Genomic DNA, 13,477 nt, shown 5'->3' on the forward strand with positions numbered 1-13,477 from the left:
CGCCCTCCCTCGACGAAGTCTATCCGTCAAATGAACCTGACCCGCCGCCAACGTTAGCAACACTTCGCTGGAGTGCCGTTTGCCCTTGCCTCTTGGATTGGCGGACACGGAACGTCGCCGTAGGAGCAGAAGACGCAGCAATCCCCAGCCAGTGGGCGTAGCTTCTCTGAGCAGTGCGGGCAGTCGTAGAAGAACCGGCAAGCGTTGGTCGGCATCGTTTCAGTCGATGCCTCTCGGCATTTAGGACAGGTGAGCGTGGATTTGAGTTCGGTCATTTGTCCCGTTCAAACCCCCTGAGATCGTGGCCCTCCGCGCCGCTCTTGGGTGCTGTCAAATCCCAGATCGCGACCGCGATCATTAGCACAAGCCCCGGGTAGAGCAGCCATTCAGTTGCCATGCCATAAGTTGCCATGAGCAGTGCTGCTGCCAGCACGGCTAAGGGGCCAACGATGCCGAGAACAAATCGGAGTAGGCCCCGGCGGCGGCTCCCGCCGAGAAAGTTCGCGGCTAAGCCGATGAGCGCGAATAGCGGCAGTATGTAGCGGATCGAGACGCCTTCAAACTGGCTCAGGAAGCCCAATCCGAGAGCAGAAGCGAGACTGGCGAGGGCGGGGAAACACGCTGCGCAACTCATCGCCGCGATAATCGCACCTATGGTGCTCGTACTGCCCGCGACGCGTGTGCCTTGGATTGTCATGGAGACGGACGGTTCCTGTTTGATGGTCGAGAGGGCGCTCAGCTATCGCACATTGTGTGAGGGCGTGTCCCTGATCGAAATCCGCTCCGACGTAAAGCCAGTGGGACTTCTGCTTTCCACCCAGTTTCAGACATTCAGAGCGCTTACTCGCTCCCCCAAAAGCTGACGGTGAAAGGTCACAAACGTAGGAAGAGCGGCTGGGCCTGACTCAAGTGGGTATACGATGGGTACAGCTCATTTTCCTACCCAAAGTGCCCCAAACACGACCCAAGCGGCGTTCCCAACCGGAAGGCCACTGCGCTTAAGCCACTGGATTTGCCTGCTGAAAGGCTGGTGCCGCTTACAGGACTCGAACCTGTGACCCCATCATTACGAAATCCTGTGGCGGGTGGCAGAATAACGTTTACTTTTAATCACATGACGCAGCGGAATCGCTCTTAATCTGTGCCGACCCAAGCCTTACCCAAATTCGCCAGAGACGCGGGGCATATCTTGACCTCTCGAAGATGCGTTAGCTCATTGATTCCCCTTACTTCCACCCCAGCCATGCCCGAATGGCTCGTTGGCACGGCTGCGAGCAGAGCAAGTCTCAGTCCCAAGCCATCTTCTCGATCCGTGCATTGAGCAGATCGTTCGGGAAAGCACGGATCAGCAAGGATTCGATGTTGCCAATCATCTCATCCGCCACGCGATAGGCCGAGACGTAGGCAGCCAGCTCATGGAGCCTAACGTTGGCACTGCGAATCTGCCGTGTAACCTCGTCGGATGTGCGGAAGTCTTTCCTGTTTTGAAGGTGGTTTACGCGGAGAATATTCTGAACGCCTCGGTCCCGGTTGTAGGCATTGTTAAGCTCCGTCCAGAGCGTCTGATTGCGAGCCTTGCCCGCATACAGGGCGCGCCCCCGACTGTCATAGAAGAGGTAAACGCCATGATGCGCATCTAGCTCGTCACGAAGGCCTCTGAGATAAGGAAGCTCCGAGCCACTTTCGTCTTTCACCGAGAAAATTCGGAATAGGCCGTTCGCGCCATAGGACGCTCGCTTTAGCTCGAAGAACTCGACAATCGGTTGCAGCGCACATGCAAGCGCGCGCCGCTCAGAGGCTCGCTCCATCGAGAGCATCAGCCGCGTGATCTGCGCAGTCTTAAGTTCACCGCGCCTTTTCCAGTTAGCGAGGCCGGCAACGCTGATGCCGAGCCGCTTAACAAGGGCACGATCCGTTACGGCTTCGCCATCCTTGGCGGCTATCACGCTTCGAATCTGTTCGATTAACTCCGCACCGGTCACAGCCGTGCCCCCCCCCTATTTGTGTCAATCAGCCGAACGTCTTTGGCGGCTCGTGTAGAGCGATCATCGGGCGCTTCAAAGCGGCGGCAACCTTCGCCGCTTCACGATCAGAACCCGTGACCAGCACCTCGAGCTTGAGCACGTCGCGATTAGTGTAAATGTACCAACCCGCTGTGTGATTGCGACCGCTCCAGCTCGACCGGCGGAAATCCGAAAGCCGCTTGCGCAGGCCACCGTTCGCACATTCTGTAGCCTGACCTAAGACCATCACCTGGCCATCACGAACAGCCCGGAACAGGCCGACGCTGTGGTTCAATTCCGGGTGCAGAATGCGAAATCCACCGTTTACCCTCACCCATTCCGTGTCCCATTGCTGAAGTGTCTTTCCGCCGATCAGCTTCGGCTTACCCGCCTTAGGCATGCAAGCTCTCCGTCCCAACCAACATATGGTGAAACCGGGGTGAAACCGCGTCAAGCGCAAGCGGGGCCCTGCCAAACAAAAAAAAGAATAGAAGCAAAGAGATGCCCGGACCTCACGAGGAGGTCCGGGCGGGATGGCTGTGCACTACCCTGAAGCGACAGCTGCAAGATTGAGGTTTGCTGCGCCCGCTTCAACAGCGGTACGAAGTCGATCGTTAGCTAGGTGGGCGTATCGTGCGGAACTCGCCTGGTCGGCATGGCCGAGGATTTTGCCCACTGCATAGAGGTCGATGCCCGCACCCACCATCGCTGACGCTGCGGCGTGCCGCAAATCATGCAACCGAAGGCCCGGCAGGTGGGCTTCGTCACGCGCGGTCATCCAGGCATGCTTGATATCGGTAAACGGCCGCTGCGTGTGCGGATTTGGCAACAGCCACTTCGAAGTGCGTTCCAGCCGCTCGATTATCTCGCAGGCCGGTTTTGATAGCGGAACGTGACGCGACTTGCCCGTCTTGGAGTCCGGTATGAACCAGCTCCGCCGTTCCAGGTCCACGTGTTGCCATTGAGCCTGTAACAGCTCATTTTTCCGGGCGCCGGTGTACAGGAGGAGGGCCACTATCGGAGCGAGCAGGCTATTGTCAGAGCGACCAGCCGCGGCAAGCAAGCGCTGAGCCTCGGCAGGAGAGAGGTAACGCTCGCGAGCGTTGTTGAACTTCGGGCGCGGGATTGACCGGACTGGGTTGCCCTTCAGCCCTGCCACACCCCACTTCAGTCCAAGCTCGAAGGACCGATTGAAGACGATCCTGATCTTTTCCACGGTCGCCGGGGCCAAGCCCGATGAGCGCTTTTCAGCCAGCCATTTTGCGACGTCTTGGGTCGTGATCTCGTCGAGGCGAAGCTTGCCCCAGCGAGGGAGGATGTGGACGCGGAGCACAGCGTCGGTGTTCCCTGGCCGCTTCTGGTAGGTCTTAGCATAGTCGAGATGCTGAGACGCTAGTTCCGCATAGCTTGGCGTTGCCTTGCGCTCGTCCTTTGCCGCAGCGGGGTCGCCCCCGAGAACGACGATCGAGCGTAACCTGCGGGCTTCCTTGCGAGCCTGATCAAACGTCAGATCCGCGAACCCGCCGATTTTGTGTTGTCGCTGTCGGCCGTGGCCGTCGAAATACCGCAAATAATAAGTGCGGCCACCGTTGGGCCTGATCTCGATGACGAAGCCTTGAATAGCCGTATCCCACAGCGTCTCCTTGCTCTTGTCGGCGGGACACGTCGCGGTCAGGCATGTCGTGGCATCTAACTTAACCTTGGGCATTTGAGTTTCCTTTCTGGAAGTGCGTTGATTGGCGAACCGTGGAGCGCCGCGGCGTCGTGGGCGGGGTCCAGGTCCGGGGGGTGGGCCGAGCGGCCCGTGGGCAAGGGCGGCGGGCAGATTTGAAAGGCGCGGAAGGGCGACCCTGCGGTGGCTCCGCCGCGCCGTCCAAAGAGATGTCTGTTGGGAATGATTGGTGCTGCGGATGACCGGGGAGCACAGAGGTTCATCGCTGGTGGCGATCTTGGACAAAGTTCGGATTAGCGCTGCGCGGCCCAAGCACTTTGAAGATCAACTAGGGAACGCTTGCAATTCAAAGGGAAAGCAAGGTGGCCCCGGTGGGGGCAGGGGTGGCGAAAGCCGAAACCGGGCAGCGAGGGTCCGGGATAGCAATCTCGGGGTTCGCAGCCGCGCTTGCCGCCCCCGCCCTCACCTAACCCGTCAGTGGATCTAGTCGAAGGGGTCGGGCTTGTCGGGACCGGCATCGACGCGAAGGCCGGGGCTGGCGTCATCCTCTGGCAGCAACGGCACACGCCATTTGTCGCGCCCGTTGATCCGGCGAGGGTCGCCGATGACTTCACGTAAGAGGCCGCCGCATTCGCGCATCTGCGGATTGGAGGGCCGATCGAAGCCAGCCAGCAGCAGCAATTCGGTAGGGGTAAGCGCGGGGGTAGTCTCAGTGTTGGTCCCGTCCAGGTCGATCAGCGCAAGCACACGGTCGCGCACTACGCTGCCGCTGCGATGCGCCTCGTTCTGCGCTTCTAGCTGGCGTTCTTCATCGGCATTGAGCCACCAAGGCTCCCCGTTTCGGAAATCCACCGCAAGCTGTGCGACCAATTGTTGCATCGGGATGTCGTGGTCGTAGTCGACGGACACAACCGGAATTGTCCACCAACGGGAGTTGCCGGTATGGTCGACGAGGAAGTCTGAGCTGTTGACCGTGGCGTAGAAAACGGTGCGCCGAGGGTAAGGCGATTCAATGCGGGCGTATGGGCGGCGCACCTTATCGCTGTCGGCAGTGAGAAACCCCTTCAGTCGCGAAACATCGCGTTTGAAGCTGCTCTCCAGCTCGCCGATTTCGACGATGAAGTGTGTGACGGCGGCGAGGAGGCTGTCCTTGTTGCCGCCGTCCAGGTGATGGTCGGTCTTGATGACAGAGTCGCGCAAGGCAGCATCGGAGATGAGGCGCTTGCCCCACGTCGTCTTGCCGATGCCTTGCGGGCCTTGCAGAGTCAGCACGCCGCGGCACTTGAAGCCGCTCGTCGAAAGGGCGGCCGCGACTGCACTCAGCAGCCACTTCCGCATCAGCGTTCGTTTCAGATCTTCGGGGTAGCCCTCGCGGGTCTGAAGTGTGTTGTAGAAGTCCTCCAGTCGGTCGATTCCATCCCAAGGCGCACTGTCAATCCAATCGGCCACTGGGTTGTAGGCATTGGCGTCGCCGATCGCCTCGACGTACGCCGGCAGATGTTCGGTTCGCATCGAGTTGAGCGAGGCCAAGCTAAGGATGTGGGTAAGGGAAACGTTGTCCGCGTTGTCGACGGTGTGCGACATGCCGGGAATGGATAGTTCAAGCTTCTTCTTGATGACGTTGTAGCGCGCGGTGATGCCCTGACGATCGAGCATGTATGCAACGTTATCGATAGTGGCTGGCACCCCCTTGGATGCAGTGTGCGGAAACAGCTTCGCGTCTAAGCGCCGAGGCTTCCAGACATCGGTAGAATTCCTGCGTGATGGTGGCTTGATGTTGCTGCTCAACGCTCCCTTAGGGCTCGCTCGCGGCAAGGTGGATGACGGCGAACCGGCCGGAGCCGGCTCGCCTGATTTGGTATCGTCGTTCATTGAAGTCCGTTCATTTCCTAGCCCAGTATTGGGCTAAGTGAACGGGATTGGTCTTGGCGCTGGAATGCGCGCGTTAGCTGCCGTCTGCGGACGGTCTATGGGCTGCAAGGAAACGGGCAAGCGCAGCGCCCGTGTTATCGGGAACGAGCACGAAGTAGGCAAACCCTTCGTTGCCAGCGGTAATGAGCATCTCGTAATGATCGCTGTGGCGCTCGAGCCGCGACCAATAGGGCTCGAATGTCGTGCCAGGCTCGTGGAGCGGTCCGGTCAAGGGGTCGAAGCCGAGCGTCTCGCGCAATTCGGCCCCATCGTCGCCAGTTTCAATGACCAGCACACAAGTCAGGGACCACAGATCGCAAGCCTTGGCATCGTGAACGACCCGCATCAGCGTGTCGCGGATCGCGCTGGCAGGAACGGCCTTCAGCGCCACTTCGAGCGTCGCGTCGTCGTACATGGTCAACATTTCGGACTCCAAAAAAAATGCGCCCGAGGCGGGATGCCTGGACGCTTGCGGTTGTCGGTGGTGTTGGTGATTAGATGCGTGTCAGCACGATCCAGCCCCAGCCGTCCTGGCCGATGACGTACACGCGCTCGGTCCAACCGGGATGCTCCTCCCGGTACTCGTAAGCTTCGGGGTCGAGGCCGAGGTCTGCGGGTGTCTCTCCGGCGTCTGTCACCGCGATTGCGGCGATGTCCCCGAACTCGTACTCGGCCAGGCGCTCAAGGTGCGGCGCGATGATAGGCTCGGTCTCGTGGCCCAGCGGTGTCGCGAGGAAAGCGTCAAGCTCCCCCGCGGTGCGCACGATTATCATGATGTGGTTTCTCCATACGAAGAAGGGCCCCGCGGATTGCTCCGGGGGCCCTCGGTGTTGATCGGTAGGTCGTAGCTAGAAGGTCGCGACGACCTTCACGTCGGGTTGCCCCGCGATGCGCAGGGGTATCTCAAAATAGTTTTGGATGTTCTTCCTGGCCTGCGCCTTCGCTGCATCGACCATGCCTTTTCCTTGGGCTTGCTTGGTGAACGCCCTTCTCGCGTTCGAGTAGTTGAGTTTGCGCAGAGCCTCCACCTGCTCCTCACTGTAGGTGAGAATGCCGCCGTTGATCGTCTGCGCGTTCTCTGGATGGAACGCGATGTCTCCCATTTTCAGCCTTGGGAGCTTCACGTGAACGATCTTCTGCTTCTCGTCGAACTCGACCTGATTGAGGGTCAGGTCGAAGAGGTCCAGATGGTAAGTCACTACGGCCGGAACGATGAGCGTTTGCCGTCCGCTGAAGATCCACCACCTCGATCGGTCGACCTTTACAGTAGCGATGCCTTTGTACGACCAGACGACGAGCTGGTTTTCCAAGCGCAGGCTGTCGACCGTCGCAGCAAGCACCTTCTTGGTGTCGGTTTGCAAGAAGCCGGTGTGCTCGACCTCGTTGTCGAAAAGCTCTCGCGGCGCGATGTAATATCCCGCGCCGAGCGCGATCGAGTGAGTGGCGATGATGAGGGGCATCTGTAGACGCATCGGGATTCCCTTCGAACAAAGAAAAGCCCCCGGAGATCATCCGAGGGCTTGGTGCGGCGGCAGATTTTGCCGCTCCTTATAAGATGGCTCCATTTGCGCGCCGACTTAATGCACACTTTCTCCGGCAGCTGACCGTTGCAACAGCTTGTGGATGCGCTCGATGATCGCCTGGAACGTGCGCACGCCCGCGATGTCACCTTCCTCCAGTAGTTCGTCGCACCGCATGGCCGCGATCGCCGGAGCGTCCTCTTGGTGTCGGTTGACGTAGGCGTTCGCGCACGCCCAGAGTTCCCAGTCGCTAATCACCCTAGCGAACAATCGCTCGTCGATACCCAGCAGCTTGGGCTTCAGCTTCACTGCAGAACATCGCTTCGGCCCTTGTCTGATTGTAGTACGGCATTCCGGGCAGGTGGTAGATCCAGTCCCCGCGCCTGCTGTGGTTGCCTTTGATCGTGCAGCCCTGGGATTGGTTGGTAGAGGCTCGAGGTTGATGCATCAGCCGCACCGGAGCCTGCGCAGCGGCCGCTCGCTCTTCGTTCTGACGGCGGAAATCGGCTGGCAGTTCGAACGTGGAATCCCAAATACCCACGCGTCCGGCCTTGGCTCGCACTTCGTCCGCAACGTAGTCTTGGGCATACGCCCGGAAGGCCGTCGCCCATCCCTGCGCAACCATCGTCCTGTTGAGCTCGATGCCTCCTGCGGAGCAGACCGATACCGCTCGTCCGTACGTGTCTCGTCCGCGAGCTCTGCAGCTGACGTTCTGTCCCTCCACTAGTGAACGCAACTTGCCCGCTGCGGCCTCACCACATGGCCAAGCCTGACCGTCTCGCGAGCATTTCTGCTTGCCCTCGGGAGCGTCGATGCCGAACAGGCGAACCTCAATCCCGCCCACTGTCAGGCTGTCTCCATCGAGCGCGTCGGCTGGACCAGTGAACGACGTCTGCGCTTGCAGTGGCGATGCAAGCAAAACAAGCGCCAGTATGCCAGCGGGAACGCGCATGTCAGTACTGCTCCGCGCGCTTACCCCAGGTCAAAAGACCTAGCCTTTTATTCACAGCCAACTCCGTCGTTATCCCTATCCAGATGAGACGCGTATCCAGGATCCCCCCGGCGCACGGGGGCTGCCCCCGCCGAGCGAGCCGCTGCGCAGTTGGCGTAATAGGTGAGTCCACCGAAGGCACGCTGAGGCTTTGGCGCAGGTGCACTTTGTCTTCCAGCGCCATGACAATGACGCCCACCATTTTTGCGATCGTTATGACACCCGTCAGCAGCCAAGCCACCTGGATGCGCCATGAGCGGTGAATACAGAAAAAGTAGCGGTAGGCTTGCGAGCAGCTTTTTCATGGAATCCCTCTAACATACGAGAGATGTACCTGAATTATCTACAAAGTCCTAGCAGCAGGGCTAAATTCCCACGAATGCAAGCACGGTCCTCAGCATATGATAGCCCATAGGGATCACTAGAATGAAGAAAAGGAACGCTGCTTCGAGTTCCACTGGCGAGGGATTCCGCATTCGTCGATCTAGGTGCCGGTTTAGCATGTAGGAAAGAGTTTTCTCCTTACGGCAGCACTCCCCAAGTAATCTGACAATCTTCCTCGGGCGCATTTCGATGCCACCGAATTCACTTGCAGACGGCACAACCTCAAAGTTATCATGCTCTTGTCACCCTCGAAGGGGTCGACAAGAGGGGGCAATCAATGAAATTCGTTCTGCGTCTAATTGCGCTCGTTTTCGCGTGCGCATCGTTGTTGGGGACTCAGGCTGCGTCCGCGCAGGAAAAATCCGCCACTAAGGAAGGGTTCGAGCTGCCCGCTCAAAGCGGCAAGAAGATTCTGGTTTTCAGGCCAGCGATCAGCGTTGGAGCTCAGTCAACAGGCGGCCTCTTCGAACCGAACGCGGAATGGACTGAGCAGGCGAAGACGAATATCCGTGCCTCACTTGACAAGCTCCAACTCCAGTTGGGTAATGCCGTCGTAACAGCACCTGAAGCTTATGGTGATGACGCTCGCGCCGTTGAAGAGCATATGGCGCTCTTCGCAGCCGTTTCGCAGGCTGTGATCGAGTATCAGTTTTTTGTCGGCAACCGCTTGCCCACGAAGAAGCGCGACAACAAAAACGACGTGTTCGAGTGGTCTCTCGGTCCAGGTGTTGCGTCCCTACCGGGCGCTTCTCAGGCAGACTACGGCCTTTTTCTATATAACAAGGACCAGTACGGCTCCACGGGCCGCAAAGTGCTCCAACTCGTCGCAGCAATGGGTGGTGTTGGCGTGAAATCTGGTGAGCACATTGGTTACGCGGGATTGGTCGATCTTAAGACTGGTGACCTCCTCTGGCTGAATGCGGACGGCGCTATGGGCGGCGACGTGCGCGAACCTGAAGGCTCGGAAAAGAGGGTCCGACAGTTGCTTGAGGACTTCCCTGGAAGCACGATCAAGGACGACCAGCGATGATTGCAAAGCCAATCGTACTCGGATTGGGTTTAGCCGCGCTTGCACTTGGTTCGCCCACGCTGGCAGCACCCGCACCACTGCCGGCGCCGTACAAAGGTGTCTATCAGCCGCAAGGCGTCGATGAGATTGGAATGTGGCGTGAGGATGATGAGAGCGAACGCCGGCTTGCCGCCTCACCTCTAGTCCTCCGAGATGAGAAACTGACTTCGTACGTCAAGGGCGTTCTTTGCGAGGCTGTTGGAAACGACCGGTGCAACGCTGCGCGGGTTTATATCCTCCGCGAGCCCAGCTTCAATGCCACCATGTCGCCCAACGGGACGATGCGAGTTTACACGGGCCTGCTATTGCGCGTGCGAAGTGAGGCCGAATTAGCAGCCGTACTCGGTCATGAATTTGGCCACTTCGAGCACCGTCATGGAGTGAACGGGTTCAAGTCCGCACGAGGGGCAACCGACGTCTTGGCTTGGGCCCAAGTGTTGGCGAGCATGTCGTCTAGCTACGATGTTCGACGTTCGTATCAGAACCTGGAACTGTCTGTTTATGGCAGCTTCTTCCGCTACAAGCGCGATCAGGAGCGTGAGGCGGATCTCACTGGGCTTGGCTATCTCAACGCGAGCCAATTGCAGCCGCAGGCTGCGTCCGCCGTATGGAAAAACCTTATGGGCGAAGCTGAAGCGTCAGCGCGCGTCAGAGGCCTGAAGAAGCCTAACTTCAATGCCATTGCGTTTACGGCCTCGCATCCGCCCGATGGCGAAAGGGCAACTTACCTTTCCGAATTGGCTCTGCCAGAAGGGGCAAGTCGCGGCGATGGGGCAGATCGATATCGCGCTGCGCTCAAGCCTTGGCTTCCTCAGTTTCTCGAAGAGCAAATCAAGCTGAATGATTTTGGCGGAAGTGATTACCTAATCGAACGGCTGGCCGAAGATGGTTGGACGCCTGAGTTGTGGTTCGCGCGCGGCGAGCTCTTCCGCACACGAGGCAATCAGCGGGACCTGGCTAACGCTGCTGACTTTTACACCAAGGCGATCGAGGCGAATTCTAACCTGGCACCCGCTTATCGTGGCCTGGGTCTTTCTCTTCTGAAACTTGGAAGAACGGCCGATGGGCAGAAAGCGCTCCGCACCTACCTTCAACTCAGTCCGGCCGCTTCGGACGCTGGAATGATTAAACTTATGGTCCCGGGGGGAACCGCACAGTGAACAGACAAATCGCAATCTCTCTAGCAGCCGTGCTGGCGCTATCTGCTTCTGAAGTATCCTACGCGCATTCACTCAAGAAGCAGGGTGAAGCGGTCCAGGTTGCAGACTCCAACATGACGGTCACGCCGTCACGCGATTGGAACCGCCTGAGTGGTAAGGTCGGTAAGCAGACTGAGTCTTGGACCTTGGACGGGGAACAGCTCAATGACGTCACCTTCTTTGGCGGAATTGAGCCTGGCAAGCCGCTCGTAAAGGAGCGCAGCAAGAAGCACGATCCTCTGCCTAAGTTCACTGAAACCACGCTCTTGGTTGAGGTGCCTGAGCTGTTGGAGGGCACATACCGCACCTACAAGGAACTGGCAGCCTTCACGCTAGGCGCGTCCGCGCCAGCAAAGTTTCTCGGCCGCGACGGAGTAAGGTTCGCCTACGAATTCACGGATCGGGATGGTCTCACGCGCAAAGGCGAAGCGTATGCTGTCATCGTTGACAAGCGCTTGTACATGACGGCGTTCGATGCGCCGAGACTCTATTATTACGATCGGGCTATCGCCGAGTTTAGAGCGCTGACGGATTCTGCGCGGCTGTGAATAGTGCTGAATTGAGTTTCCAGGCGAAACTTAGAGGATGAAGCGAGCTTATGTTTCGATCGACACGCGGTCCCTAGCTCAAACCTCCGACGCGGAGGTGCTTGGGCAGTTGGCGGCGGGTCTCCCCTTCTCGCTCGAGCCGACACAGCGGGCGGCTTGGGAGTTTCAAATCGAGCACCTCCGGCGCCTCGCCGAAGACCTGCCGCCTGCACATTTCTTTCTGGAGTTTCTCATCCCGAGGATGGGGAGACGAGCAGACCTTATTATCATCCTGGCAGGCCTCGTTTTCGTCATCGAATATAAAGTGGGCGCACGGAGTTCTGATAGGTCTAGCCTCGATCAAGTTTATGGCTACGGTCTGGACCTGAAACACTTTCACGAGACCAGCCACGGCGCGACCATCGTCCCAATCCTCGTGGCTACTCATGCCGATGCGACCGAGCAAAACGAACTGAGATGGGATGAGGACAGCCTCGCTCGCCCATTAAGAGTGAACGCCGATGGCCTAGCGCCAGCGATCAATTTTACCTGCCGTGTTTGGGGCGGGGAGGACCTCGATCCCCATGAGTGGGCCGCGGGTCGGTATCGCCCCACGCCAACGATCGTCGAGGCTGCTCAAGCCCTCTATCGCGGGCACGACGTCGAGGAGATTTCCCGTTCGGAGGCCGGGGCAGAAAACCTCACGCACACCGCCGATTACGTCGCGCAAGCCATCGAAGAGGCAAAACGCTCGCGGCAGAAGATCATCTGCTTCATCACCGGCGTTCCAGGCTCGGGAAAGACGCTTGCCGGCCTAAACCTTGCCACGGCACGGCAGCGTGCTCACAGCGATGAGCATGCGGTCTTCTTGTCGGGCAACGGACCTCTGGTCGAAGTGCTGCGAGAAGCGCTCGCCATAGATGCAGTTTCCTTGGCGCGAGGGGCTGGTCGTCAGACTTCCAAGGTGCAAGAAGACCGTCGAGCCGCGGCCTTCATCCAGAACATTCATCACTTTCGCGATGACGCTCTAACCTCGGACGCGGCGCCCGTAGAAAGGGTGGCGATCTTCGATGAGGCACAGCGGGCGTGGGACGTCCCTCAGACTTCAAAATTTATGCAGCAGAAGAAGGGCCAACTTGGCTTTTCTATGTCCGAACCGGAGTTCCTGCTTAGCGTGATGGATCGTCACGACGGCTGGTGCGCAATCGTGTGTCTCGTCGGTGGTGGCCAGGAGATCAACACAGGCGAAGCGGGCATCAGTGAATGGCTCAGAGCTTTAGACCGTTCGTTTCCTCACTGGCTCGCGTACGTTCCTCCAACCCTCGACCGCCAGCTCGTCTTAAGGAACGAAGTTCAGGCGCCAGCTCTGCACCTCGCCACCTCTCTCCGGTCCTTCCGTGCCGAACGACTATCAGATTTCGTGGGAGCAGTGATCGAGGGGAATGCCGAGGCGGCCAGGGAGTTGAGCGAGACCCTCACCAACTTTCCTTTGATGCTCACGCGCGACATCGAAAAGGCTCGCGCCTGGCTGCGAAGCAAAGCCCGCGGCAACGAGCGCATTGGCCTGCTAGCTTCCTCTAACGCCGCTCGGTTGAAGCCGCATGGCATCTTCACGAAGGCCAAGATCGAACCGGCAAAATGGTTTCTTGCACCCTCGGATGACGTACGATCATCCGATGCCCTGGAAGATGCCGCGACCGAGTTTGACGTGCAGGGCCTGGAGCTCGACTGGACTTGTGTTTGCTGGGACGCAAATTTCCGCCGAAACGACCACGGTTGGGAAAGTTTCCAATTTCGCGGCACTCAGTGGCAGGCGGTCGCTGACATTGAGCGTCGAAGATACATTGCTAACTCTTACCGCGTTCTGCTCACCCGTGCACGCCAAGGCATGGTGGTGTTTGTGCCAGAAGGGTCGAAGACGGACGGGACTAGGCGCTCGGAATTCTACGATCCTATCTTCGACTTTTTGAGGCGCTGCGGGTTCTCAGAACTCTGAGCCGAAGTTTTGCAGGTCCGCATAGCGCCATCATAGCGGTCGTTCCTACCTTGCTAGCGAGTACCTAAAAGCTGCTGCTCATTTTGTCAGGGCAGAGGTAGCGATGATGCCAGATTTTCGGATGTTCAAGGATATAGGATCGAGACCCATTGAAAGTCACTCATCCCGGCCAGGGTATTTGCGAGGCCAGCTTTTGTCGAAAAAA

The 13,477-nt window shown here is 58.6% G+C and carries 16 protein-coding genes; 4 read left to right on the forward strand and 12 right to left on the reverse strand.

Translation table 11 applies throughout. From position 1 onward, the window contains the following. Positions 1–53 precede the first annotated feature (53 nt). The 12 genes from GRI40_RS13995 to GRI40_RS06370 form a co-directional block, all read right to left on the reverse strand. Positions 54–275 carry a GDCCVxC domain-containing (seleno)protein gene (locus tag GRI40_RS13995; RefSeq protein WP_160610549.1) on the reverse strand — a complete coding sequence of 74 codons (222 nt, stop codon included), beginning with the start codon at positions 273–275 and terminating at the stop codon, positions 54–56. Next, positions 272–697 (reverse strand): organomercurial transporter MerC, encoded by a 426-nt coding sequence (gene merC / locus GRI40_RS06320; RefSeq protein WP_160610550.1) that lies wholly within the window; start codon positions 695–697, stop codon positions 272–274. The genes GRI40_RS13995 and merC overlap by 4 nt, the downstream gene beginning before the upstream one ends. Positions 698–1,286: 589 nt before the next feature. Beyond that, positions 1,287–1,982 carry a GIY-YIG nuclease family protein gene (locus GRI40_RS06325; protein WP_160610551.1) on the reverse strand — a complete coding sequence of 232 codons (696 nt, stop codon included), beginning with the start codon at positions 1,980–1,982 and terminating at the stop codon, positions 1,287–1,289. A 28-nt stretch (positions 1,983–2,010) separates the two neighbouring features. Beyond that, entirely contained in the window at positions 2,011–2,403 is a 393-nt protein-coding gene (locus tag GRI40_RS06330; protein ID WP_160610552.1) for a hypothetical protein, read from the reverse strand. 144 nt (positions 2,404–2,547) lie between these two features. Continuing rightward, positions 2,548–3,711, reverse strand: coding sequence for a site-specific integrase (locus GRI40_RS06335; RefSeq protein ID WP_160610553.1), 1,164 nt, complete (start codon positions 3,709–3,711; stop codon positions 2,548–2,550). Between the two features lie 447 nt (positions 3,712–4,158). Further along, positions 4,159–5,331, reverse strand: a complete 1,173-nt coding sequence (locus GRI40_RS06340) for a VapE domain-containing protein (RefSeq protein WP_160610554.1) — start codon at positions 5,329–5,331, stop codon at positions 4,159–4,161. A 289-nt stretch (positions 5,332–5,620) separates the two neighbouring features. Then, a complete protein-coding gene (locus tag GRI40_RS06345) occupies positions 5,621–6,010 on the reverse strand; it encodes a hypothetical protein (RefSeq protein WP_160610555.1) in 390 nt (129 codons plus the stop codon). A gap of 70 nt (positions 6,011–6,080) precedes the next feature. Further along, positions 6,081–6,359, reverse strand: coding sequence for a hypothetical protein (locus tag GRI40_RS06350; RefSeq protein WP_160610556.1), 279 nt, complete (start codon positions 6,357–6,359; stop codon positions 6,081–6,083). Between the two features lie 75 nt (positions 6,360–6,434). Continuing rightward, complete coding sequence (locus GRI40_RS06355; RefSeq protein ID WP_160610557.1) at positions 6,435–7,046, reverse strand: DUF4230 domain-containing protein; 612 nt, start codon at positions 7,044–7,046, stop codon at positions 6,435–6,437. Positions 7,047–7,163: 117 nt separating this feature from the next. Beyond that, positions 7,164–7,364, reverse strand: a complete 201-nt coding sequence (locus tag GRI40_RS06360; RefSeq protein WP_160610558.1) for a DUF6961 family protein — start codon at positions 7,362–7,364, stop codon at positions 7,164–7,166. Position 7,365: 1 nt separating this feature from the next. Then, the gene (locus tag GRI40_RS06365) at positions 7,366–8,058 is read right to left on the reverse strand and encodes a thermonuclease family protein (RefSeq protein ID WP_160610559.1); all 693 of its coding nucleotides are present in this window, start codon (positions 8,056–8,058) and stop codon (positions 7,366–7,368) included. 47 nt (positions 8,059–8,105) lie between these two features. Continuing rightward, on the reverse strand, positions 8,106–8,402 hold the full coding sequence (locus GRI40_RS06370) for an excalibur calcium-binding domain-containing protein (protein ID WP_160610560.1): 297 nt from the start codon (positions 8,400–8,402) through the stop codon (positions 8,106–8,108). A gap of 356 nt (positions 8,403–8,758) precedes the next feature. Here GRI40_RS06370 and GRI40_RS06375 point away from each other — a divergent pair, with 356 nt between their 5' ends. From GRI40_RS06375 to GRI40_RS06390, 4 genes are read left to right on the forward strand one after another with little or no spacing between them, the layout of a single operon-like run. Beyond that, positions 8,759–9,511: a hypothetical protein gene (locus GRI40_RS06375; protein ID WP_160610561.1), complete on the forward strand. Its 753-nt coding sequence runs from the start codon at positions 8,759–8,761 to the stop codon at positions 9,509–9,511. After that, entirely contained in the window at positions 9,508–10,710 is a 1,203-nt protein-coding gene (locus GRI40_RS06380) for a M48 family metallopeptidase (protein WP_160610562.1), read from the forward strand. The genes GRI40_RS06375 and GRI40_RS06380 overlap by 4 nt, the downstream gene beginning before the upstream one ends. Further along, positions 10,707–11,297 (forward strand): hypothetical protein, encoded by a 591-nt coding sequence (locus GRI40_RS06385; RefSeq protein ID WP_160610563.1) that lies wholly within the window; start codon positions 10,707–10,709, stop codon positions 11,295–11,297. Before GRI40_RS06380 ends, GRI40_RS06385 begins: the two co-directional genes overlap by 4 nt. A 37-nt stretch (positions 11,298–11,334) precedes the next feature. Then, the gene (locus tag GRI40_RS06390) at positions 11,335–13,272 is read left to right on the forward strand and encodes a DUF2075 domain-containing protein (RefSeq protein ID WP_237489011.1); all 1,938 of its coding nucleotides are present in this window, start codon (positions 11,335–11,337) and stop codon (positions 13,270–13,272) included. Positions 13,273–13,477: the final 205 nt, after the last annotated feature.

Source organism: Tsuneonella aeria (assembly GCF_009827495.1).
In the GTDB taxonomy this organism is placed as follows: Bacteria; Pseudomonadota; Alphaproteobacteria; order Sphingomonadales; family Sphingomonadaceae; genus Tsuneonella; species Tsuneonella aeria.

What these genes read in the sequence shown, in the direction of transcription:
- GRI40_RS06370 (WP_160610560.1), bottom strand. Translation starts at nt 8,402, where the DNA reads ATGAAAAAGCTGCTCGCAAGCCTACCGCTACTTTTTCTGTATTCACCG.
- GRI40_RS06335 (WP_160610553.1), bottom strand. Translation starts at nt 3,711, where the DNA reads ATGCCCAAGGTTAAGTTAGATGCCACGACATGCCTGACCGCGACGTGT.
- GRI40_RS06380 (WP_160610562.1), top strand. Translation starts at nt 9,508, where the DNA reads ATGATTGCAAAGCCAATCGTACTCGGATTGGGTTTAGCCGCGCTTGCA.
- GRI40_RS13995 (WP_160610549.1), bottom strand. Translation starts at nt 275, where the DNA reads ATGACCGAACTCAAATCCACGCTCACCTGTCCTAAATGCCGAGAGGCA.
- GRI40_RS06375 (WP_160610561.1), top strand. Translation starts at nt 8,759, where the DNA reads ATGAAATTCGTTCTGCGTCTAATTGCGCTCGTTTTCGCGTGCGCATCG.
- GRI40_RS06340 (WP_160610554.1), bottom strand. Translation starts at nt 5,331, where the DNA reads ATGCTCGATCGTCAGGGCATCACCGCGCGCTACAACGTCATCAAGAAG.
- GRI40_RS06365 (WP_160610559.1), bottom strand. Translation starts at nt 8,058, where the DNA reads ATGCGCGTTCCCGCTGGCATACTGGCGCTTGTTTTGCTTGCATCGCCA.
- merC (WP_160610550.1), bottom strand. Translation starts at nt 697, where the DNA reads ATGACAATCCAAGGCACACGCGTCGCGGGCAGTACGAGCACCATAGGT.
- GRI40_RS06350 (WP_160610556.1), bottom strand. Translation starts at nt 6,359, where the DNA reads ATGATAATCGTGCGCACCGCGGGGGAGCTTGACGCTTTCCTCGCGACA.
- GRI40_RS06330 (WP_160610552.1), bottom strand. Translation starts at nt 2,403, where the DNA reads ATGCCTAAGGCGGGTAAGCCGAAGCTGATCGGCGGAAAGACACTTCAG.
- GRI40_RS06355 (WP_160610557.1), bottom strand. Translation starts at nt 7,046, where the DNA reads ATGCCCCTCATCATCGCCACTCACTCGATCGCGCTCGGCGCGGGATAT.
- GRI40_RS06390 (WP_237489011.1), top strand. Translation starts at nt 11,335, where the DNA reads ATGAAGCGAGCTTATGTTTCGATCGACACGCGGTCCCTAGCTCAAACC.
- GRI40_RS06345 (WP_160610555.1), bottom strand. Translation starts at nt 6,010, where the DNA reads ATGTTGACCATGTACGACGACGCGACGCTCGAAGTGGCGCTGAAGGCC.